The 21,151-nt window shown below is 68.5% G+C and carries 23 protein-coding genes and 2 pseudogenes; 11 read left to right on the top strand and 14 right to left on the bottom strand.

The annotated features are described in order from the left end of the window. Window positions 1–96 precede the first annotated feature (96 nt). On the top strand, window positions 97–1,278 hold the full coding sequence (locus AMYAL_RS0131625) for a S8 family peptidase (RefSeq protein ID WP_245193169.1): 1,182 nt from the start codon (window positions 97–99) through the stop codon (window positions 1,276–1,278). 69 nt (window positions 1,279–1,347) lie between these two features. On the opposite strand, the gene AMYAL_RS0131620 is transcribed toward AMYAL_RS0131625, so the two are convergent. Beyond that, entirely contained in the window at window positions 1,348–2,178 is an 831-nt protein-coding gene (locus tag AMYAL_RS0131620; protein ID WP_020635295.1) for an SGNH/GDSL hydrolase family protein, read from the bottom strand. 152 nt (window positions 2,179–2,330) lie between these two features. Here AMYAL_RS0131620 and AMYAL_RS0131615 point away from each other — a divergent pair, with 152 nt between their 5' ends. Beyond that, window positions 2,331–3,542 carry a PucR family transcriptional regulator gene (locus AMYAL_RS0131615; RefSeq protein ID WP_020635294.1) on the top strand — a complete coding sequence of 404 codons (1,212 nt, stop codon included), beginning with the start codon at window positions 2,331–2,333 and terminating at the stop codon, window positions 3,540–3,542. Here AMYAL_RS0131615 and AMYAL_RS0131610 read toward each other — a convergent pair. Continuing rightward, window positions 3,501–4,346: a helix-turn-helix transcriptional regulator gene (locus tag AMYAL_RS0131610; protein ID WP_020635293.1), complete on the bottom strand. Its 846-nt coding sequence runs from the start codon at window positions 4,344–4,346 to the stop codon at window positions 3,501–3,503. The genes AMYAL_RS0131615 and AMYAL_RS0131610 overlap by 42 nt on opposite strands. Before the next feature lie 85 nt (window positions 4,347–4,431). Between AMYAL_RS0131610 and AMYAL_RS0131605 the strand changes: the two genes are divergently transcribed. Next, window positions 4,432–5,211: an SDR family NAD(P)-dependent oxidoreductase gene (locus tag AMYAL_RS0131605; RefSeq protein ID WP_020635292.1), complete on the top strand. Its 780-nt coding sequence runs from the start codon at window positions 4,432–4,434 to the stop codon at window positions 5,209–5,211. A gap of 22 nt (window positions 5,212–5,233) precedes the next feature. On the opposite strand, the gene AMYAL_RS0131600 is transcribed toward AMYAL_RS0131605, so the two are convergent. After that, the gene (locus tag AMYAL_RS0131600; RefSeq protein WP_020635291.1) at window positions 5,234–6,337 is read right to left on the bottom strand and encodes an FAD-dependent oxidoreductase; all 1,104 of its coding nucleotides are present in this window, start codon (window positions 6,335–6,337) and stop codon (window positions 5,234–5,236) included. An 82-nt stretch (window positions 6,338–6,419) separates the two neighbouring features. Between AMYAL_RS0131600 and AMYAL_RS0131595 the strand changes: the two genes are divergently transcribed. Further along, window positions 6,420–7,076: a TetR/AcrR family transcriptional regulator gene (locus AMYAL_RS0131595; RefSeq protein ID WP_020635290.1), complete on the top strand. Its 657-nt coding sequence runs from the start codon at window positions 6,420–6,422 to the stop codon at window positions 7,074–7,076. A 21-nt stretch (window positions 7,077–7,097) separates the two neighbouring features. On the opposite strand, the pseudogene AMYAL_RS51115 reads toward AMYAL_RS0131595, so the two are convergent. From AMYAL_RS51115 to AMYAL_RS51110, 4 genes and pseudogenes are all read right to left on the bottom strand, one after another. Next, window positions 7,098–7,250: pseudogene (locus AMYAL_RS51115) on the bottom strand (TetR family transcriptional regulator C-terminal domain-containing protein); the annotation flags it as partial. Between the two features lie 145 nt (window positions 7,251–7,395). Continuing rightward, window positions 7,396–7,956 (bottom strand): HD domain-containing protein, encoded by a 561-nt coding sequence (locus AMYAL_RS0131590; RefSeq protein ID WP_020635289.1) that lies wholly within the window; start codon window positions 7,954–7,956, stop codon window positions 7,396–7,398. A gap of 11 nt (window positions 7,957–7,967) precedes the next feature. Then, complete coding sequence (locus AMYAL_RS0131585; RefSeq protein ID WP_051137573.1) at window positions 7,968–8,750, bottom strand: hypothetical protein; 783 nt, start codon at window positions 8,748–8,750, stop codon at window positions 7,968–7,970. A 129-nt stretch (window positions 8,751–8,879) separates the two neighbouring features. Beyond that, window positions 8,880–9,029, bottom strand: a pseudogene (locus AMYAL_RS51110) (helix-turn-helix domain-containing protein); the annotation flags it as partial. 555 nt (window positions 9,030–9,584) lie between these two features. Here AMYAL_RS51110 and AMYAL_RS0131580 point away from each other — a divergent pair. Beyond that, window positions 9,585–9,827, top strand: coding sequence for a hypothetical protein (locus AMYAL_RS0131580; protein WP_020635287.1), 243 nt, complete (start codon window positions 9,585–9,587; stop codon window positions 9,825–9,827). Between the two features lie 485 nt (window positions 9,828–10,312). After that, window positions 10,313–10,552 (top strand): helix-turn-helix domain-containing protein, encoded by a 240-nt coding sequence (locus AMYAL_RS0131575; protein WP_143267647.1) that lies wholly within the window; start codon window positions 10,313–10,315, stop codon window positions 10,550–10,552. A gap of 71 nt (window positions 10,553–10,623) precedes the next feature. Here AMYAL_RS0131575 and AMYAL_RS0131570 read toward each other — a convergent pair whose 3' ends face one another. Next, window positions 10,624–11,742, bottom strand: a complete 1,119-nt coding sequence (locus AMYAL_RS0131570; RefSeq protein ID WP_020635285.1) for a coiled-coil domain-containing protein — start codon at window positions 11,740–11,742, stop codon at window positions 10,624–10,626. A gap of 309 nt (window positions 11,743–12,051) precedes the next feature. Here AMYAL_RS0131570 and AMYAL_RS0131565 point away from each other — a divergent pair, with 309 nt between their 5' ends. Together AMYAL_RS0131565 and AMYAL_RS0131560 are read left to right on the top strand one after the other, a co-directional pair. Continuing rightward, the gene (locus AMYAL_RS0131565; RefSeq protein ID WP_039795898.1) at window positions 12,052–13,290 is read left to right on the top strand and encodes a tyrosine-type recombinase/integrase; all 1,239 of its coding nucleotides are present in this window, start codon (window positions 12,052–12,054) and stop codon (window positions 13,288–13,290) included. A gap of 182 nt (window positions 13,291–13,472) precedes the next feature. Further along, window positions 13,473–14,204, top strand: coding sequence for a dienelactone hydrolase family protein (locus AMYAL_RS0131560; protein WP_020635283.1), 732 nt, complete (start codon window positions 13,473–13,475; stop codon window positions 14,202–14,204). Between the two features lie 274 nt (window positions 14,205–14,478). Here the strand turns inward: AMYAL_RS0131560 and AMYAL_RS0131555 are convergent, their stop codons facing one another. From AMYAL_RS0131555 to AMYAL_RS0131540, 4 genes are all read right to left on the bottom strand, one after another. Next, window positions 14,479–15,192, bottom strand: a complete 714-nt coding sequence (locus AMYAL_RS0131555; protein ID WP_020635282.1) for a class I SAM-dependent methyltransferase — start codon at window positions 15,190–15,192, stop codon at window positions 14,479–14,481. A gap of 39 nt (window positions 15,193–15,231) precedes the next feature. Then, window positions 15,232–15,786: a dihydrofolate reductase family protein gene (locus AMYAL_RS0131550; protein ID WP_020635281.1), complete on the bottom strand. Its 555-nt coding sequence runs from the start codon at window positions 15,784–15,786 to the stop codon at window positions 15,232–15,234. 216 nt (window positions 15,787–16,002) lie between these two features. After that, window positions 16,003–16,746 carry a dienelactone hydrolase family protein gene (locus tag AMYAL_RS0131545; protein WP_039794450.1) on the bottom strand — a complete coding sequence of 248 codons (744 nt, stop codon included), beginning with the start codon at window positions 16,744–16,746 and terminating at the stop codon, window positions 16,003–16,005. Window positions 16,747–16,765: 19 nt separating this feature from the next. Further along, window positions 16,766–17,350, bottom strand: coding sequence for a helix-turn-helix domain-containing protein (locus AMYAL_RS0131540; RefSeq protein WP_020635279.1), 585 nt, complete (start codon window positions 17,348–17,350; stop codon window positions 16,766–16,768). Between the two features lie 87 nt (window positions 17,351–17,437). Here AMYAL_RS0131540 and AMYAL_RS0131535 point away from each other — a divergent pair, with 87 nt between their 5' ends. Then, window positions 17,438–18,025 (top strand): class I SAM-dependent methyltransferase, encoded by a 588-nt coding sequence (locus AMYAL_RS0131535; protein WP_020635278.1) that lies wholly within the window; start codon window positions 17,438–17,440, stop codon window positions 18,023–18,025. 7 nt (window positions 18,026–18,032) lie between these two features. Here the strand turns inward: AMYAL_RS0131535 and AMYAL_RS0131530 are convergent, their stop codons facing one another. Next, entirely contained in the window at window positions 18,033–18,968 is a 936-nt protein-coding gene (locus AMYAL_RS0131530) for an alpha/beta hydrolase (protein ID WP_020635277.1), read from the bottom strand. Window positions 18,969–19,050: 82 nt separating this feature from the next. On the opposite strand from AMYAL_RS0131530, the gene AMYAL_RS0131525 reads away from it, so the two are divergent. Further along, entirely contained in the window at window positions 19,051–19,656 is a 606-nt protein-coding gene (locus tag AMYAL_RS0131525; protein ID WP_020635276.1) for a TetR/AcrR family transcriptional regulator, read from the top strand. 6 nt (window positions 19,657–19,662) lie between these two features. Here the strand turns inward: AMYAL_RS0131525 and AMYAL_RS0131520 are convergent, their stop codons facing one another. Further along, a complete protein-coding gene (locus AMYAL_RS0131520) occupies window positions 19,663–20,430 on the bottom strand; it encodes an MBL fold metallo-hydrolase (RefSeq protein WP_020635275.1) in 768 nt (255 codons plus the stop codon). Between the two features lie 90 nt (window positions 20,431–20,520). Between AMYAL_RS0131520 and AMYAL_RS0131515 the strand changes: the two genes are divergently transcribed. Next, on the top strand, window positions 20,521–21,150 hold the full coding sequence (locus AMYAL_RS0131515; protein ID WP_020635274.1) for a CGNR zinc finger domain-containing protein: 630 nt from the start codon (window positions 20,521–20,523) through the stop codon (window positions 21,148–21,150). Window position 21,151 lies beyond the last annotated feature (1 nt).

Raw genomic sequence — 21,151 nt, 5'->3', positions numbered from 1 at the left:
GGATCGGCAGATGCCGTCCCATGCGGTCGAGCTGGGCCGCTTTTCCGCCGCTGTGGTCTTGACCGGCCGGTTCCCTGCGAACGACAGGACGAACACATGCGAGAGATGAGACAAGCGCGTTGGCTGTCCCGTGCCGGACTGGCGAGCGCGGTCGCGGTGGCGATCAGCGTGACCGCCGCTCCCGCGCAAGCCGCCGAAGGGCAGATCCTCGCCGCCGGGGCCGCTGAAGCGATCCCGAACAGCTACATCGTCACGCTGAAGGACTCCGGCGTCGTGGGCGCGCTGGCGAACCGCTTCGGCGCGAAGGTGGAGCAGGTCTACAGCAGCTCGCTCAAGGGCTTCTCCGCAACGCTGTCGGAAAGGCAGGCCAAGCGGCTCGCCGCCGACCCCTCGGTGGCGTCGGTCGAGCAGAACCAGGTCTTCCACGCGGACGCGACCCAGACCAACCCGCCGTCGTGGGGTCTCGACCGCGTCGACCAGCGCAACCTCCCGCTCGACAACAAGTACAGCTACACCTCCACCGGCGCGGGCGTGAACGTCTACGTGATCGACACCGGCGTTCGGATCAGCCACCAGACCTTCGGCGGCCGGGCCCGCAACGGCTACGACTTCGTCGACAACGACGCCGTCGCCCAGGACGGCAACGGCCACGGCACCCACGTCGCCGGCACCATCGCCGGTGCGCAGTACGGCATCGCCAAGGGCGCCACCGTCTACGGCGTCCGCGTCCTCAACAACTCCGGCAGCGGCACCACCGCCGGTGTCATCGCGGGCATCGACTGGGTCACCAAGAACCACGTCAAGCCGGCCGCGGCCAACATGAGCCTCGGCGGCGGCGCCTCGACCACGCTGGACGACGCCGTCCGCCGCTCGATCGCCGCGGGCGTCACCTACGGCGTGGCCGCCGGTAATTCCAACGCGAACGCCTCGGGCTTCTCCCCCGCCCGCGTGACCCAGGCGATCACCGTCGGCTCGACCACCAACACCGACGCGCGGTCCAGCTTCTCCAACTACGGCAACCTGGTCGATATCTTCGCGCCGGGCACCAACATCACCTCGTCGTGGAACACCAACGACACCGCGACGAACACCATCAGCGGCACCTCGATGGCGACCCCGCATGTGGTCGGCGTCGCGGCCCGCTTCCTGCAGAACAACAAGACCGCCACACCCGCTCAGGTGGCCACCGCGCTGATCAACGCGGCCACCAACGGCAAGGTGACCAACCCTGGCTCCGGTTCCCCGACCCGGCTCCTGTACTGGGCGCCGACCGCCTGATCCCGCACCTGTGACGAAGGGGCGGTCCTGACGAAGTCCGTCAGGACCGCCCCTTTTCACCATTCGGCGCTACAGCACCTTGCGGATGCCAGGCACCACGGCCGCGAGTCCGGCGGCGTTCGGATGCAACGGCGCGAAGCTGTTGTTCACCACCGAAGGGATGAGCCCCTCGATCCACTTGACGCCGATCGGCTGACAGGCGTCGTGGCCGATGCTCGGCGTGCGGATGTCGACGTACTTCGCACCGTGTGCGGCGGACTGTTCGGCCATCCGCGCGTTGAGCCGGTCGATGTTGGCCTGGATGTAGTCGGCGTCCTGCGGCAGCACGGGGACGAGCGGCCAGCAGCCGCGCGGTTTGAGCCCGGTCGGGTAGCCGACCATGACGATCTCCGCTCGCGGCGCGCGCTGGCGGATCTGCTCGATCACCGTGCCGTAGGTCGCGGCGAACGCGTCGATCCTGGTGGCGTACTTGTCCACCCCGCCCGCGGTGTTGGCCGCCTTGCACGAAGTGCCGATGGGGAGCAGGTTCACACACGACGACGCGAGCCCGACCAGCCCGATGTCGTTGCCGCCCATGCCGACGGTCACCAGCGTCGTGTCGGCCGAGAGCGCGTCGAACTGCGGCGGATTGGTGCCGGAGACGATGCCCTTCTGCGGGTTGGTGAAATGAGCCGTGGTCGCGCCGCCGCAGGTGACGTCGCGCAGTTCGTCGACCTTGAGCTCCCTGGCCAGCAGGCCCGCGTAGTTGATCGCGGACCTGGCGCAGGTGAACAGATCGGACTGCGGCAGGACCACCGAGCCCGCCGAGAACGAGTCACCCATCGCGACGTACACCTGTCTCTCGGCCGAGGCGAGAGCCGGTGTCCCGATGCCGACGAGGGTCAGTGCGGTGCCCGCCACCGCGGCGATCCGAGCGAGTTTTCTCCACTGAGAACGTGTCACAGCCACCTCCGGCATGCGTCGTCGAATGCTGCGGTCAGGGTCCGCCGGGAGCGGGTGAACCACTAGAACGGAGGCGCGCGTTCCTGATCGGAGTTTTGTAGGTTGCCTCTATGACGAAGGCGTCGGCACAGCCGTGGCGCCGGCTGGACGCCTCCGTGCTGACCCGGCTGGAGCCCGACACCGCCGCGATCGCGTCCGCCGCGATGGACCAGGTCCGCGCCGGGCTGCGGGCGCCGCTGGACGACCGGACCGTCGCGAACGTCCAAACCACCCTCGACGTCGCCCTCGACGCCTTCTTCACCGAGATCGGTCATCCCGACATCACCACCGACTGCGAGGTCTACCGGGCACAGGGCCGGGCCCAGCACACCGCGGGCCGCAGCCTGGAGGAGATGCTCGGCTTCTACCAGTCGGCGGCGCTGGGGGTCTGGCGGCAGCTCACCTCGGCGGCACCGGCCGTGGATCTGCCGACCCAGGCCATCGTCGAACTCGGTGAGGCCCTGTTCGCCTTCATCGCGGAACTCTCGGCCGCGGCCGCCGACGGATACGCCGAAGCCAGGTCACAGGCGGCGCGGGCCGGGCAAGCGCGACGGGACCGGCTGCTCGGTCTCCTGCTGACCGAACCCGCGGCTGCCCCGGACATCCTCGACGACGCCGCGAACCAGGCCGCGTGGGTGCTGCCCGGACGGCTCGCGATCGCCGTCACCGGCGCCGATGCCGCACCTCGGCTGCTGGACCGGATGCCGGGACGGGTGCTGGTCGGCCGTCATCACGACCTCACCGCCGTGGTCATGCCCGCCGACCGGCTCGAGTGGTACCTCGGCCGGTTGCGGGACCTGCTCTGCGACGAGCAGGCAGGGGTGGGCCCGGTGGTGCCGCTTCGGTCTGCCGTGCTCAGCGCCCGCCGGGCGAGCGCGTTGTGGCGGCTGACCCGCACCGGCGCGCTCGGCGACAGCGCCCTCGTCCACACCACCGAGCACGGCATCGACCTGCTCCTGACCGCCGATCCCGAACTCGCCACCGAGTTCGCGGAAGAGGTCCTCGCACCGCTGGCCGGACTGCCGGAACCGGCGAGGCAACGGCTCACCGCGACCCTCACGGCATGGCTCGCACGGCCCGACCAGCCCCAGGCGATCGGCGACGAACTGCACGTCCATGTCCAGACCGTCCGCTACCGGATCCGGCAGCTGCGGACGCTCTTCGGCGGCACCATCGACGATCCGGCCGGCCGTTTCGCGCTCGCGATCGCGCTGAGGATCGACCCGCTGGTCACGACGTGCTCAGAGCGGGACGTCCATCCGCTGCGTCCCGACGACCGATAGCAGCCGCAACGCGTTCTCCGACGGAGTGCCGGGTTCGGCGGTGTAGATGACGACCTGCTGGTCCCGATCGGTGATGTCGAGGACGTCGCAGTTCACGCTGACCGGTCCGACCACCGGATGCCGGAACGTCTTGCACAGGGTCGGAGCGGCGCAGACGTCGTGCGCGGCCCAGAGCCGCGCGAACTCCTCACTGCCGTCGAGGAGTTCGCGGATCAGCCCGGTGATCTCGGGGTCGTCGGGGTAGCGGCCGGCGGTGGCGCGGAGGTTCCGGACCGCGCTCGCGGAGAACTCCTCCACATCGGACACGCCGTACATCCGCCGCCCCGGTGGTCCCAGGAACGCGCGCCGGACGAGGTTGCGGTCGCGTCGAGGCAGCGCCGAGAAGTCCTCCATCAGGGCAGCGGCGAGGTCGTTCCAGGCGAGCACCTCGTAGCTCGCGGACAGCACGATCGCCGCCGCCTGCGGAAGACGCTGCAGCAGCGCGAGAATGCTCGGCCGGACCTCCCTGGACGGACCGGGTGGCGGTCCCGGCGGAGCACCGGCGAGATGGTGCAGATGATCGCGTTCCGCGTCCGACAGCCGCAGCGCCCTGGTCAGCCCGGCCAGCACCTCGCGAGAGGGACGGGGACCGCGAGCCTGCTCCAGCCGCGTGTAGTACTCGGTCGAAATGAACGCCAGCTGCGCCACCTCCTCGCGACGCAGGCCCGGAGTCCGGCGACGCGGCCCGGCGGGAAGGCCGACGTCGGCGGGGGTGATCCGCTCGCGTCTGCTGCGCAGGAAGTCCGCCAGCTGTTGTCTGTCCACCCCTCCAGTGTGGACGATCCCGGTTCGCCAGCCAGGTACCGCCGATGCCTGGATAGGCGCCGGGCGCGGGGGAAGTCTCGGTGCCATGACCAACACAACGACAGTTTCGGGCCTGCTCGACGGCAAGGTCGCCTTCATCACCGGCGCCGGACGCGGGATCGGAGCCGCCGCCGCGCGGCTGTTCGCCAGGGAAGGCGCTCGCGTCGTGCTCGCCGCCCGCACCGAGTCCCAGCTGAAGGCCGTGGCCGAGGAGATCCGCGCCGAGGGCGGCGTCGCGGACCACGTGGTGTGCGACCTCGGCGACGCGGCGAGTATCCGCGCGGCCGTCGACCGTGCCGTGGAACTGCACGGCAGGCTCGACGTCGCTTTCAACAACGGCGCGACGAACGTGCCGCCCGGTCCGATGGACCAGGTGACCGAGGCCGATTTCGATCACATCTACGCGGTGAACCTCAAGGGCCCTTGGCTGTCGATGCTCGCCGAGATCGAGGCGATCCGGGCCACCGCGGGTACCGGGGCCATCGTCAACAACACCAGCGTCGGCAGCCTGATGGCCAACCCGGACCTCCCCGCGTACGGCGCGATGAAACGAGGCGTCAACAGCCTCACCGCCTCGGCCGCCGTCACCTACGGTCCGGAAGGAATCCGCATCAACGGCGTCGCGCCCGGCACGACGATGACCGAGATGTTCAACGAGTGGATGGCGAGCTCACCCGGCATCCTCGAACAGCTCAACGCCCGGACCCCACTGGGGCGCGTGGCCGAGCCCGAGGAGGTCGCCCAGGCCGCGGCGTGGCTGCTGAGCGACCGTGCCTCCTATGTGACCGGCACGGTCCTGCGGGTGGACGGCGGCATGCTGTCCTGAACCCGTACCTGATGACCGGGTCTCATTCGGATCCGGTCATCAGAGCGAGCATGCTGTGCGGCGCCTCGTCCCCGATCATCATCGAGTACACGTCGTCGTCCTCCGCCACGGCCGCAGTCCTGGCGAACATGCCCTGTTCGTGTTCGGCGAGCGCGGTTTCCACGTCGTCGGGATACGTGGCGAGCGCCTTGGCGAGTTCGGCGGCGTCCTGCATGGCGGTGTTGGCGCCTTCACCGTTCGGGGGCCTGAGGTGTGCGGCGTCGCCGAGCAAAGTCACGCCCGGCACCCGCTCCCAGCGATGCCCGGCGGGCAGCGTGAAAAGGCGGCGCAGCACCGGCTCCGTGTCGCTGTCGGTGATCAGAGCCGTGATCGCGGGCGCCCAGCCCTCGTATTCCTTCACCACTTGCGCGGTCATGGTCGCGGGATCGTTGCCGTGGAGCCAGTCCTGGGGTTTCTTCAGCTGCGCGTAGATGTGCAGCGTTCCGCCGTCCTCTCGATGAGCCAGCAGTCCCCTGCCGGGTGCGAGAGCGAACAATGATCCGGATCCGACCGCCTTCGCGGCGTCGGCATGGCGGTTGTCGGCGTCGAACAGGAAAGTCTCGACGACCGCGATACCGACGTAGTCAGGAGTGGCGTCCGACAGCATCGGGCGTACACGGGACCACGCGCCGTCCGCACCGACGAGCAGCCCGGTGGTGATGGTGGTTCCGTCGGCGAAGGCGACCTCGTGCCGGTTCCCGCCGACGGACCGCACGCCGGTGACCTTGTGTCCCCATCGGACAGTGTCGGCCGGAAGCGAGTCGAGGAGCAGCTGCCGCAGTGCACCGCGCGGCACTTCGGGACGCACGCCGGTTCCGTTATCGGGCAGGTCGAGCAAGACGGAGCCGGTCCGGTCCAGGAGCCGGTAGGACTCGCGACCAGGCAGGACGAGCTCGCGAAACTCCTCGATCAGGCCGGCCGCCTCGATCGCGGGCCTGCCGTTCCAGGGATGGATGTCGAGCAGTCCTCCCTGGCGGCGCGCGGCCGGTGAGGATTCCGCCTCATAGACCGTGGCCGGGATGCCGTGCACGTGTAGTACCCGCGCCAGCATCAGACCGCCCAATCCCGCTCCGATGATCGTTGTCATGGTGCCCCCTCGGCTGTTGGATTGACGATCCAAAGCTAACACGATTTTGGATCGCCAATCCACTCATGCCACACTGGGGCTCATGGCGAAGGGATCGCGGCGTACCGACGGGCTGTCCAGGGAAGTGATCGTCCGGGCCGCGACGGACCTGCTGGACAGCGGCGGCGAGACCGCGCTGACGCTGAAGGCGCTCACCACTCGCTTGAACACCGGTTACGGGGCGATCTACCACCACGTCGCGGACAAGGACGACCTGCTCGCGGCGGCCACCGACGACCTCATCGCCCGCGTGATGACCAGCGTGGTCACCGACACGGAGCCACGAGAAGGCCTGCGCGCGGTGGCGCTGGGCCTGTTCGACGCGATCGACGCGCATCCCTGGGCCGGCGCACAGATCGCCCGCGAACCTTGGCGATCCGCGCTGCTGGACGTCTACGAGACCATCGGCAGGCTGCTCGACACGCTCGGCGTCCCTGAACAGGCGCTCGTCGACGCGGCGGGCGCGCTGGTGAACTACGTCCTCGGTGTCGCCGGGCAGAACGCCGCCAACACCCGAGCCCTCGCCGACGCGGATCGCTCGGCGGCTCTGGGCGCCATCGCCGCGCGATGGTCGCAGCTGGACCCCGAGAAGTACCCGTTCGTACACAAGGCGGCTGCGCAGCTGCGTGAGCACGACGACCGCGAGCAGTTCCTCGCCGGCGTCGACATCTTCCTGGCCGGTATCGCGACCCTTCGTTAACCGATCGCCCGCCGGATCGCGCTGGAGCTGCATGGCCGCGTTCAGCGCCAGTCCGGCGGCGATGATCTCGAACAGTGCCTGGTCGACGTCGAACCCGGCGGACAGCTCGCCGTTCTCCACTGCCGCGACCAGATCCGCTCGCGGCCGCCCCTGCCAGCGTGACCAGACCTCCACGCCGGGCGTCGCGCGCACGTGCTGCCCATCGGGGAATGGCTGAGCCTCACGCGCAAGGATCAAAAACGCTTCGCGAGTGCGTAAGCGAGTGCCTCTCCGCACTGTCCGTCAGAAGAGACGACGACCAAGCTAGGGAAAGACATGCTCATCGGTCTCGCCATGCCAGCGGCGACAGGGTCACAGCGGCTTCTGCGATGCGTCGAGCGGTCTCAGTCGCGAGTCCCTTGCGGGCTGAGTCGATCCATCCGGCCACACGCTCGACGCCGGTTTCCCGGTACTCGACGGCTTGGAACAGCATTTCGAGCTTGTCCGCGTCCTTCGCGCATTTCGCTTCGATGGTCTGCCGGGTTTCGTACTCGTCCACTGCCGATCGGACCAGATCACGCGAAGCAGACGGCAAGGCGGCTGTCTGGTCGGCGGTGATCTCCCGTGGCTCCGGCCTGGTCATGTATTTGGCTGCCGTGTGCGGAATGTCCCCGGTCCGGGTCTCCTGAGTGTCGTGCCAGAGCGCGAGGAAAGACGCGCGTTCCGGATTCGCGCCTTCCTCCGCCGCCAGAAGAGCCGCGATCTGTGCCGTACGAAAGCTGTGCTCCGCGATCGACTCGGGGTCCCGAACGCCGACATGCCACCATCCCGCACGCCGGATGCGCTTGAGCAATCCGAGTTCGTAGGTGAAGGCGGCGAGTCCAGCGGGCTCGTCTGGCATGTGGGGTTCTCCTATCGATCGGCGAGACGCAGAGCGTAGTGAAGGCCGGCGACCTGATCACGTCCCTCGCGATTCAGCACGGCGGTGGAACTGATCATCTCCAGCGCCCCGGCGAGTGCGCTACGGGAATCCGGGCTGGTGGCGAGAAGTACGGGACGGCTGGCCACAAGCGCGTGGACGGTGTGCAGGTTGAGCGGCAGATGCGGTGAGGCTGGATCCAGCCGGCTCACCAGATGGTGGAGCAATCGCACGCCGGACCACGCTTTGGTGTCGTCCGCGGCCATGAAGGTGTCGTCAGTCTGGTCGTCGGGAAGTTCTCCGATCCAGTGTGCCCAGTAGTTGAGGTTCGCGAGATCGGCGCGCGTCCCGTTGGCGCGAAGGACGAAGTCGTGCAGGTGGGAGCCATCTCCGATCGAGGCGAGTGCGACCGAAGCCGAGCGCGCTTCCAGCAGGCTGGTCACGTCGCCATCAGCGATGGGCCGTCGACCAGCGCTTGACCACTCACCCCGCAGCCACTCCGCCACCTGGTCACGCTGGTCGAACCCGAGCAGGTAGACCGCCTGCCGTCGAAGCAGGGCTTCCTCGGCATGAACGCCCCGTTCCGCAACGGTCATCAGGTGATCGAAGAACCTGGTGCGTTCGTCGGCACCCATCGTGGGTCCGGACGCGACCGGTCCTCGGCGTGGCACCTTCGGCTCGAAGATCTTCAGTTCTTGCGGCAGGTACCCGGTGAACGGCCACGTGATCAGGTTCGTCAGCGTCTTGCGGTGCACGCTCGCGGCAAGCGGGTGCACCTCGGGATCGACCCATCGGTCACCAGAGGCGATTCCGGTCGAGAGGACAAGATCAGCGTTGATGGCCGAGCGAAGATGCCGACCAGTCGACGAAGGCGCCCCGAGCCTGGACAGCCGGGAACACAACCTGACGAAGTCCCCAGCGGGCATCGCGGACAAGGGACGCCGCCCTGACTCCCACCCTTGAATCGTGCTGCCGTCGACCGCGAGACGTTCCGCAAGGCGCTCTTGGGTCAGGCCTGCGGATTGGCGTGCGAGCTTCAGGACGAAGCCGGTCACGATGCCCGTCGAACGGGAACCCTGACTCCCGGTCAGTGTTGCCGGTGCTCCGCTCACGGGCACTCCCAGCTCTGAACGATTCCGGCCGGACCGCACCCGTACTCGCGGTCCGTTCTGCCAACTCACTGGTGATCGTAGCGTCACTCCACAGGGTTTCGGGATGGCTCTGAGCAGCCAGAACACGACGGGAGTGACGAGTCATGAAGGCAGCTGTCCCGCGAACGCAGAGGCACCGCGTTCGTTCCCGCAGAGTTCATCCGCCGTGCGTGCCACGACCTCGAGGCGAGGGCTTGTCACGCGCGGCGGGGTACGAGTGGCGGCTATTCGCCGAGGCCGAGGCGCACTTGTACCGCCGCGTCTCGCTGGCCCCGGATCTGTACTGGCCTCCGATGCTGCTCCCCTGGTGCGAAGAGAACCAACGGGAACCACTCGGGCACGAACGAACGGCCATCAGCGCGGACCGGATCGCAGCCCCTCGGGTTGCCGTGCGTTGCCCACGGTGCGGCGGCCTGCTGCTCGACTCGAACGCGGTAGCACGCGGAGAGAGGGTGCGCGGTGGACAAGCGTGACCGCGACCTTCTCGCCGGTCTGGCGCGAGTCAACACCGACATCGGCACGGTCACTCTGGACCTCTTGACCTTGCAGTCCTCTGACGAGTACTACGCGGCTGGCCTGCGAACGCTCGGCCGGGACCTCGTGAAGATCGGCGCCGCGCTTGCTCGGCGCGCAGGCGAACTGGACGGCGAGGAGCAGGCCACCGAACTTCTGTGCGGCTCCCCGCTGGAAAGCGCTCCCTAGTTTCTCGGCCGCCGCGTCTTGCCCCTCGCTCGGCGCGGCGGTCGAGTCCCACACGCAATTCCTTGATCTGCCGGTTACCGCGTTGGTGCTCTGCCCAGCACGGCAGCCGGTTTCGACCTGCCTACGTGACGAAAGAGGACAGCTCGATGCCACGTAACCCAGCAGGACCGAGCCCGACCCGGTCGGTACCTGGCAAGGACAGGCCCACCAGTCCCACGGATCCCAATTCCCGCCCGCCGAACGTGCCTCCCCCGCCACCGCGCCCGCAAAGTCAGGAGAGGCCTGTGCCCAAAAACCGAAGGCCTCATCAGAGCGATCCACGTAGCTGTCTCACCGGGGGAGGGAGCAAGGTCTTCGGTGATGCTGGCAGTCGTCCGCCACAGCTGCCGACCGGTCCGACACGATCTGGTGGCGGATACCCCTCGACACGGTTTCGTCGGCCGCCGGACCAGCCTGAACAGGACGACGAGGTTTAGAATCGCCCCATGCGAAGGACCCGAGAAATGCGCAGGCTGACGGACGTTTTCCTTGCAGGAGACGTCCAAGCCCGCTTCTCCAGCGGGGACCTCCGACGCGAGGCGAACATCACCAACCAACGGCTGGCCACGCTGCTCGAAGTTCTGCGTGACCGTGGCTGGGTCACTCACGGGTGGGGCGAGTCCTCACCCGGTGCCCCGCCCTACTACATGCTTACCGATGTCGGTCGGCGCGAGCTGGCGGAGTAGTCACGTGGACAGTTCCGATGCGCTGGTAGATGTGCGCCTTGCCGGATCGCCGGACGGACACCCACGTTGACTCACCCCAGGTCAGGCCTCGTCGATTCCTCGGCTGCGTCGTCGCCGAGCAGAATCGCCAGCAGGTCATGCCGGAGTGGTGCCGACGGTTCCTCTGTTGCGGCGAGTGCGCGCCGGCGAATGCGGGACAGCATCGCCGTGACCTCGTCGTGCAGCGTCTGGGACTGGGTGGCCTGGAGCTGAGCCGTGGCGAGTTGCCCGCGCGCGGCGGTCAACTCGGTCTGGACCTCCGCGAGTTGTGTCCGTGACGCGGTCTCGCGTGCCGCCTGCTCGGCGAGGGCTTCCCGATGGCGGTCATCTTGATCTCGTAGCTGCACCCGGACGGCGTCCAAGTCGGCGGTCAGCTCGCGTTTCTGTGTGTCCAGCAGCCGCTCCCCCGCCTTGCGTCGCTCGTCCGATTCGGCCAGGGCGGTCCGCGCGGCGTCTCGCTCCGCGGTCCGTGTCGCCAGCTCCTCACCGCGAGCGGCGAGCGTGGCGGCCAGTTTGTCGGCCCGGTTTCGCTGTGCCGACACCTCCTCGGCCACTTCCTTCGCGCGTTGGGTGATCACCGCGGTGGCCGACTCCGCTGTCGCCTGCGCCAGCTGAGCGGCGGACCGGGCTTCGACCGCCTCGTCCGCGGTCGCCCTGGCCAGATTCTCAGCCTGCTCGGCCACCCTGGCCGCTTCGATCGCCTGCTCGGCGGCATGGGTGGCTTCGGCCGCCTGTTCCAGTGCGACGTCCCGTTGCCGGTCGGCCTCCGATGCGGTCTCGCGGGCAACGTCGGCCTGGCTGACAGCTGCCGCGATCTCGTCGCGCAGGTGCGCGGTGACGGCGTCGAGCGCGTTGCTCAACGTGCGCAGCGGGCCGGTCACCGCGGCCGCGGCCTGGTCGAAGGCTTGCCCGGCGTCTGTCAGCGCCCCGGCCGGTACGGCGTCGTCGCCCAGCGCCTCCCGTAGAGCCTGCTCGGCCGCGGCCAGTTGCTTGCAGCTTTTCCCGCCCGGCCACGTCCGATCCGGGCAGAACTCATAGGGCCTGCCTCCGCGTGGTCCTGGCGGCGGCAGCGGCTGCCGACACTTCCGAAACCCGCATCGCGCCTGCTCCGACACATGTTCCTCGACAGCCGCGCCCTCGTTCTCGCTCATTCCCCAAGCTTACCTTGATAGATATATAACCCTTAACTCTGGTTGCGTTATAACTAACCTTAACCCAACTTAGCTACAGAAGATACATTTTGTAGCTAAGTTTGACGCGGGCCGTTTCTCCTCTCCATCTCGACCGGAAAACGCTCGATCGCCCGCCGAAACGGGCTCGAATCGGCGATCTGAAAACGCGTTTGCCGTTACGGCCGGTAACAGGCAGAGTCGGCGGTCCCAGGATGGTCACCCCGTTTCGTCACGGTGACGATCCGAAGCCGCCACGGTCCCCGCGAGCGCGACCACTACGGTGATCGGATGAAACTCCTGTCCGGCGCCGATTCCGCCGCTGTCTCCCCCGGAGAGCTCGCGGGCGAGAGCGAAGTCTGGCCGGGGGTGACGGATCCGGCCGGCCTGCTTTCGGGCATCACCGAGTGGTTGACCGGATATGGCAACCAGCAGACCCGCCGCACCTACGCGGAAGGGCTGGGACTGCCGGTCAGCGCCGACGACATCGGCGCCTGGGTACAGCCCGACAGCAAGGCTCCGGACCGATGGGCCGACGCCGTGGCCGACTACGCCCAGGCCGTCATCGTCGCGCCTGTGGCCAAGCCGGTACGACGGGCGGGACCTCCGCCCGCAGGCCGGGGCCGGTTGCGGGCGTGCCATTGGCTGCGGTGGTGCGCGGCCCAGGGAGTGGATCCGACAGCCACCACTTCGGCACAGGTGAAGAAGTGGCTGAGTGACCTGGAAAACGCAGGCGCGGCGCCGTCGACGAGAGACCGGATGCTGGCCACGGTGAAGACCATGTACGCGTCGCTGGCGGATGCGGGCCTGGTGGCGGCGAATCCGGCGGCGCTGGACCGGCGGCGGCTGGGGCTGACCGCGGCGGCGGCGAGTACGTCGGCGACGGTGACACTGACGACGCGGCAGGTCGCGGCGTTGCACCGGGCGGCGGGGGCGCCGCGCAGGGGTGCGAGTGCGTGCGATGTCGCTCGTGCGGTCGCGGTTGTCGCGTTGTTCACGCTGGGGTTGCGGGTCAGCGAGCTGTGCGGCCTGGACGAGGCCGATCTGCACGTCACCCGTGGGCGGCGGGCGCTGCGTGTCCGGGGCAAGGGCGGGAAGGTCCGGGTCGTCTACCTGAGTGTGCCCGCGGAGAACGCACTGCTGGAGTATCTCGCGCTGCGCGCGGACGGGGCGGGATCGGCGATCGTGGCAGGCAAGCGCAGCGGCGGTACCTTGTCGGACCGGCCGTTGCTGGTGACCAGGGGCGGACGCAGGTTCGCTCGGCAGGCGGTCTGGCAGTTACTGCGCCGGGTCGCCGCGAGCGCCGGGGCGGATCTGGCCGGTGTGGCGGAGATGATGCACCCGCACGCGCTGCGGCACTTTTACGTCACGGCCGCGGTGGAGGCGGGGGCGTCACTGGAGCACGTGCAGGCCGATGTCGGTCACGCCAGCATCGACACCACCAGTGGCGTCTACGACCATGCGGCCCGTGACCCGGCGCGCAGCGCTGTCGACCTGGTCGCCGACGCGTGGCATCCCGCGTCGAACTGACCCTGGCGAGAAAACCAGTGGCGGATCGAAGGGACCGTTTGCTAGCTTTCCGGGGACCGTGCGACAGAACGAGGAGGTGGTACCCGTGAACCTGATGACATGGGTGCTCCCCTCTGGGGTCACGGTCGGGCGATAGGTCGTCCGGGAGCGCCGTTCTTTGCGCACTCCCGAAAGGCACGACCATGAACTTCACTTCCGAACAGCGTCTCGACGGCGACGTCCTCGAGCGCGAGTTCACCCTCGGCGAGATCCCCGGTGTCCTGTGGACACCCGTCTCCGTCTCCGCTCCGGTCCCGCTGATCCTGCTCGGCCACCCCGGCGGGCTGGGCAAGATGCACCCCCGGCTGAAGGCCAGGGCTCAGGGCACCGTGGCGGAGGGCTATGCCGCCGCGACCATCGAGCTTCCCGGAGCCGGCGACAGGCCTCGTCTGGCCGCCGTCGACGAGGCCCGCGCCGACCTGCAGCGAGCCGTGAAGGCAGGCGAACCGGTCACCGAGGACGTCATCCAGAGGCTTGTTCTCCCGCTGGTGGACCAAGCGGTCCCGGAATGGCAGACCACTGTGGACGCTCTTCTGGCGCTGCCAGGGATCGACGGGCCGGTCGGGATCGCGGGCGGGGTGACCGCCGTCGGCGTCCGGCTGGCCGTGGTCGAGCCGCGGGTCGCGGCCGCGCTGCTGTTCGCGGGGAGCTACGTGCCCCGCAGCACGTTCGACGAGGCCCGGCGGATCACCATTCCGCTGCATGTCCTGTTGCAGTGGGACGACGAAGGAAACGACCGGCAGCAGGCCCTGGACCTGTTCGACGCGTTCGGCTCGAAAGAGAAGACGCTGCACGCCAACATGGGTGGGCACACCGGTGTCCCGCAGTTCGAGGGTGAGCCCGCGAACCGCTTCTTCGCGCGGCATCTGAAGTAAGCGGCTCGTGAGTGGTGTGGACCTGTATTTGCCTACTCACGGGGATCTGGTCTCGCGTCGGTGTCTTCGTGCTGGGTGGAAGGTGTGACGGGGGAGGAAGCTGGACACTGACCGTCCTAATTCCTGCATCGTCGCCCCCCGGCACCCGCTGAATCGCCACCTTCGCGCAGGTCACGTGAAGGCCTCCTTGCCTACCTTCAGGGTAGGCAAGGAGGCCTTCACGGACTAAGCGAACACGGTCGAGTGTGGAGGATCCAGGACCGGAGCGAGCCCGTCAGACTGCCTCGAGCACAAAGAACAGAAAGCTCAGGAATGCCTTCCTGCCCGCAAGTTCCTCGGGGAACAGTTCGTACGCTTCCGGCGCCGGAGGAGGCTCACTGACGACGGCGGTCCGGAAACCGGCCGCGGTGAAGGCGTCGGTCATCGCGTGCAGCGGACGGTGCCAGTACGTCAGCACGGCGTTCTGACCGCTGAAGGTGTACTCGTCGTTCCACTTGACGGTCTCGAAGTAGTCGGCTTCGGGGTGGAGCAGCTTGTAGCCGATCGGGTGGTTGACGGCCAGGATCAGCCGTCCGCCGGGTTTCAGCACGCGCCGGATCTCGGCCAGCGGCCCGGACCAGTCCTCCAGGTAGTGCAGGACGAGGGCCACGACGACGTCGTCGAACGCGCCGTCGGGGAACGGCAGCGGGCTGCCGATGTCGGCGACCCGGAGGTCGGCGTCGTCACCGAGCCTTTTCCGGGCCAGCTCGACCATTTTGGCGCTGGAGTCGAATCCGGTCACGATGGCGCCCCGGTCGCGCAGGTTTTCGGTGATCGGACCCGCGCCGCAGCCCGCGTCGAGGATCCGCCGACCCGACACGTCCCCGGCCAGGTTCAAGATCGCGGGTCTCGTGTAATACGCGTTGATGAGACTGGCTTCGTTCTCGGCCGCATACGCCTCGGCAAAGCTGTCGTAGTCGTTTTCCGCGACCTCGGGAATGGCTGACATAGGACCCAATATGGCACGACTCGCCAGGCGCATCGGGTCTTACTTGTCGGCTGCCGCGTACACCAGCTCCAGGACTCCGGAGCGGAACGCTTTGCTTTTCACCAGGCGCAGGTTCAGCGGCTGATCCAGTTCCGGGAACAGCGGTGCCCCTTTGCCGGTGGCGGCGGGCAGTACCCACAAGTGGTACTCGTCGACCACGCCGAGCTTGATCAGCGAGTGAAGGAACTCGGTACCGCCTGCGGCGACGAGATCCTTGCCGGGCTCTGCCTTGAGTTTGGCGATCTCCTCCACCGTGTCGCCACTGGCGATCCGCGTCACGGGCCAGTCTGCGGATTTCAGGGTGCGGGAGAACACGACCTTGGGGATCTCGTTCATGGCCTTGGCGGACGGGTGATCGGAGCCGGGCCAGTACCCGGCCATGGCCTCGTAGGTGTTGCGGCCCATGAGGAAAGCACCCGTGTCCCACAGCCGGCTGACGAAGTACTCCTCCTGCTCGGGGTCGTCGATGCTCATCATGACGTCCCGGATGCCGTTGTCCCCGTCCGCGCTCTTGCCGTCGAGCGAGACGTAGAACCCCAGAATCAGCTTTCTCATCAGGTACTTCCTTTCCTTCTCGGCCTGCCGCGACCACTCTCCCTTCGAACACAGAAGCTGTCAAGACAATTTTCTTTGTCGGTGGCGACGACGTCGCGATCGGCGGCAAACCGGGGCCGGTCGCGCGGAAGTTCCGGCACCGGCCCCGATCCGCTTGCAGGACCACGGTGATCCAGGGGCGAATCCCAGGTTCCGCGATGTGTGGGTCGAGCGGATCTAGGCAGGATCGGCGTCGAGAAGGGCGAGCAGCCGCTCCCAGTGCCGCTGTGATCCGGCGGCGTCGAAGGCTTCGGTGTCGGCCATGGTGAAGCCGTGGACGGTGCCGGGGTAGATCTCGCAGCTGTAGCTGACACCGGCGGCGTCGAACGCCTGGCTGATCTCGGTGATGGCCTCGGGTGTCATGTCGCCCTCGGCGAGGCCGAGGTGGACTTTCGCGGTGAGGCCGGGGATCTGGCGGTGCGGGCTGTCGGGTGCGTCGGTGACCAGTGCGCCGGGGTGGAATCCGGCGACGGCGGCGACCTGCTCGGGGTGGGCGGTCGCGGTGCGCATCGCGAGGACGGCGCCCAGGCAGTAGCCGATCGTGGCGACCGGTCCGGACCTGACCTCGGGCTGGGAGGTCAGGAAGCCGAGATAGGCCTTGGCGTCGCTCAGGACGTCTTCGGTGGCGTGGCCCTTGATGAGGGGCATGATCTCGCCGAAGAGCGAGGACCGGTTCTCGGCGGTGATGCGCTCGGGGAGATCGAACACCGGTGCCGGGCGGTGCCGGTAGAAGACGTTCGGGACGAGGACGTAGTACCCGTGCGAGGACAGTTCGCGGGCCATCTCCCAGAGAACGGGGCGTGGTCCGAAGGCGTCCGGGTAGAGGAGGACGCCCGGATGGGTGGCGCCGTCGTCGGGGAAGGCGGCGAAGGCGTCGGACAGACCGTCCGGGGTGGGAATCCCCGGTGTGATGGTGGGAATGGCGATTCTTCCTTTCTTGCTACTCGGACGGCGCGGCGCGGATGTGCGCTCGTTCGCCCTGCCGTCCGATGAGACTCAGGTACTCGACGGGGCCGGCGCCGGTGGCACCGAACCAGTGCGGGGTGCGGGTGTCGAATTCCGCTGCCTCGCCGGGTTTGAGGATGAGGTCGTGCTCGCCGAGGACCAGCCGCAGGGTGCCGTTGAGCACGTAGACCCAGTCGTGTCCCTCATGGGTACGCAGGTCCGGCTCGGCGTTGTCGTTTCCACGGGGAAGGACGAACTTGTAGGCCTGGATACCGCCGGGTCTTCGGGTCAGCGGCAGGATGGTCGATCCGTCGCCGCAGGCGATCGGGCGCAGGTTGATCCGGGGGTTGCCGGTCGGTGGCGCATCGACGAGTTCGTCGAGGGTCAGGCCGTGGGCACGGGCGAGCGGCAACAGCTGCTCCAGGGTGGGCCGCCGTAACCCTGCCTCGAGCCGGGACAGCGTGCTGGCCGAAATGCCCGTCTCCTCGGCGAGGTCGGCCAGGGTGGTGTCCTGGCTCTGCCGGAGATGCTTCAACCTGGGCCCGACGGCGTCGAGAGTGCGGTTGGCGGCCTCGTCCATACGTTCAATTTGCCATTCGGCAACAGACTTTGCCACTTCGGCCTCGTGATCGTCATCATCGCAGGAGACGAACGGAGAGGACGACCGATGACGCACGGGTTCGACAAGGAGTACTGGGAAGAGCACTGGCGGCAGAGCGGTGCCGTCAGCCCGCCGAATCCGTACCTCGCCCGTGAGCTCGGTGAGCTGAAGCCGGGTACGGCGCTGGACGCGGGTTGTGGCGAGGGTGCCGAGGCGGCCTGGCTCGCCTCCCAGGGGTGGCAGGTGACCGCCGCCGACATCTCGTCCGCGGTGCTGGCCCGCGCCGCCGAGCGCCACGGGTCCGAGCACGTGCGATGGATCGAGGCGGACCTGGGCAGCTGGGCACCTGAAACACGGTTCGACCTGGTCACGACGCATTACGCGCATCCGGCGATGCCGCAGCTCGAGTTCTACGACCGGATCGCCGGCTGGGTGGCACCCGGCGGCACGCTGCTGATCGTCGGGCACCTCCACGCCCATGGCGGCCACGGCCACCATTCGCCGCCCGAGGCGTCGGTCACCGCCGCGGCCGTCACGGCACGGCTGGACGAGAAGGCTTGGGAAGTCGTCACAGCCGAGGAGTATCACCGGCTCCATGGCGACCGGCAGGTTCCTCTCCAGGACGTCGTCGTGCGCGCCATCCGGCGCCCGTAGCCGCGAGCTACCGCGCGTCGTGCCTGGCGAGAAAGTGGCGCTGTTCGGCGGCGGCCTCCTGGTCCTCCGGGCTTTCTCCCCCGAACCCGCCGTGCGTCATCGCCTCGAACACGTGCAGTTCGGCCTCCACACCGGCGGCGCGCAGCGCGCGGTGCATCCGAACGGTGTTGGACAGGAACAGATCGCGGGTTCCGCTGCGGAGATAGGTGGGCGGGAAACCGGACAGGTCGCCCAGGACCGGGGAGAGGTACGGATCGCGCAGGTCGGCGCCTGCCGCGTAGAGCTCGTTGGGCGCCCGCAAGCTGCGGAGGACATTGTCCACTCCGGCGAGAGTTTGGAAGGTGTCACCCGCTTCGGTGAGGTCGACTTGCGGGGTGTTGAGCACCAGGGCGGCCGGCATCGGCAGCCCGGAGTCCTTGGCGCGCAGCAGAAGAGCCGAGGCGATGTTCCCGCCCGCGGAGTCGCCACCGACGAAGACCCGTGACGGATCGCGGTCCCGCACCACGCGCCGGTACACGGCGATCGCGTCGTCGAGGGCTGTCGGGTACGGATGCAGCGGCGGGAGCCGGTAGTCCACGCCCCACGTGAGCATGCCCGTCGACAGCGCGGCCCTCCCGGTGGTCACGCGGCAGGCCTCCCCGCCGCCGACCAGCAGCGCACCGGGGTGCATCCAGAGGAAGACCGGCTCGTCCGGCGTTTCCTCCACGTCGCGGGGTCTGGCGGCGTACACGGTGACGCCGTCGACCTCGAAGTCTTCGACGGTGACCGGCAGGTCGGCGATCGGGAACCGCTGGGCCGTGGACTGGTTGGCCTGGTCGACCATCGCGAGCCACGCGTCCGTGTCCTCGAACGCCGGGTAGGTCAGTTCCCCGCGACTGGCGGCGAGCCAGGCCTGCGCCTGCTTGCTGACCGTGGATGGAGCAGGGAACGTGCGCTCGCTCATGACTCGGCCCCTCTAAGTTGCGGAACAGCGGAACGAGCACTACGTTAACTGACTAAATTTAGTCACACAAGGAAGGCGGCGCATGCCAAGAACGAGCGAGCGCGGCGGCCCCCGGACGCGCGCCCGGATCCTGGAGGTCTCGAACCGGCTGTTCCTCGAGCACGGGTACGAAGCCGTCACGGTCGCCGAGATCGCGCGCGAAGCCGGATTCTCGAGCGTGACGGTCTTCAATCACTTCCCGCGCAAGGAGGATCTCTTCCTGGACCGCGCGGCCGACGCGATCGACCTGCTGCGCTCGGCCGTCCGCGACCGCGCACCGGGCGTCGACGTGCTGACGTCCTTGCGGGACATGAGCCTTCAGCTCTTCGACGCCCAGCATCCGCTCTCCGGCGTCAACGACAGTTCGGCGCCGTTCTTCCGGACGGTCGCCGAGTCGCCCGCGCTCGTCGCGCGCGCGAGGGCGATCGAGTCCGAGCTTCAGCGGACACTGGCCGAGGAGCTCGACCGCGACCCGGCCTTCGAGGGCGATGGGATGTTGCTCGCCGCGTTCTTCATCTCCGGGTACAGCGCGATGATGGTCGAGACCGCGCGCCGCCTGATCGAGGGCGAGGTGGCGAACACCGTGGCGATGGACCACCGCGTGAGTCTCGATCGGCTGTTCACGGCACTCCGCGACGGGGTCGCCTGACCGGCGTCAGCCGAGACGCAGCCTGTCGGCCAGGCCGGCGGCGGCGAAGGCGGCCACCAGGTCGTCCCGGCCTTCGGTGAAGTGCTCCCAGCTGTCGATGTGCACGGGGACGACGGTGCGGGCGCCGAGGATCCGCGTCGCCTCCGCGGCGAGTGCGCTGTCGAGGACGAGCAGGGCGCCGTGGAGGACCGGCTTCAGGCGCGGGGCCCCGGCGAAGAGCACCGTGGTGTCGACCGGGCCGAATCGGTCGGCGACCTGCCGGACGGCGTCGAGCGAGGCGTTGTCGCCGCTGACGTAGACCGTGGGCAGATCCTGACCGGTGAGCACGAAGCCGACGACGTCGCCGGTGACCTGTTCCGCGCCTTCCGGCCCGTGCAGCGCGGGCACTGCGGTCACGGTCACCACTCCCCCGTCCGGCCGGTTCAGTTCGACCGTCTCCCAGGTCGCGAGCCCTTTCGCGGTACCGCCAAGGCGGCCCGCACCGCTGGGCGTGGTCAGGGTCAGCGGCACGTCGGCGAGCAGTTTCCGGCCGGAGTGGTCGAGGTTGTCGGGGTGCTCGTCGTGGGACAGCAGGACCGCGTCGATGCGGCCGAGGTCCGAGGGCGCGATCGAGGCGGGGGCCGTCTTGGTGAGGCCGGGTCTCCCGTCAGGGCGGCCATAGTGGCCGGGTTCGTCGAAGGTCGGGTCGGTGAGGAACCGCAGGCCGCCGTAGCCGATCAGCGCGGTCGGGCCGCCGACGACCTGCACGGAGAGCTGTTCGCTGATCTGGTTCATCTTCCACCTCACGGATAGGTATTGTTCTTTCCGTGAGGAACTTTAGCCAGTTCTCACGGAAGAGTGCAATGGTTTCCGTGAGTCTTTCTCATGGTTGAACCCGGCGCTTACCATGAGAACGTGGACGACCCCGATCTTGACTCCGCCGCCCTGCCGCCCGCGCCGGGCGCCGAGCAGTACGTCGCGCTGGCACTCGCCAACACCACGATCGCGCTGCCGGGCGGCCAGTTCATCGATCTCCTCGGCACTCCGAGCACGACGACGGAGTGGCTGGTCGCCCAAGGGCTCGCTCCGGTCGACGCCGGCCTGCAGGAGATGTGCGCGGGACTGGTCCGTTCACTGCGTGAGCAGGTGCGGGTCCTGCTCGCCTCGATGGCCTGCGGGGAGCCCGCTCCGCCGAGCGCCCTCAACGCCGTCAACGAAGCGCTGAGCAAGGCACCCACCGCGGAGCTGCTGCGCTGGGATCCGGTCCGCGGGCTGTATCGCACCGCGTCGCATCCGATCACCCAGATCGTCGAGCACGCGCTGGCGACACTCGCCGTCAACGCCGCGGACCTGCTCACCGGGCCGGATGCCGAGCGGATCGCCGCCTGCGGATCGGCCCCGTGCAGCCGGTTCTTCCTGCGCAACGGACGGCGCCAGTGGTGCTCCGTGCGCTGCGGTGACCGCGCCCGCGCCGCACGCGCCTACGCCAAGCGCTCCCAGCACGAACCGGTCTGAC

It is taken from the genome of Amycolatopsis alba DSM 44262 (genome assembly GCF_000384215.1).
In the GTDB taxonomy this organism is placed as follows: domain Bacteria; phylum Actinomycetota; class Actinomycetes; order Mycobacteriales; family Pseudonocardiaceae; genus Amycolatopsis; species Amycolatopsis alba.
The sequence above is the reverse complement of the archived record's forward strand: the minus strand, read 5'-3'. Positions and strand labels throughout refer to the sequence as shown.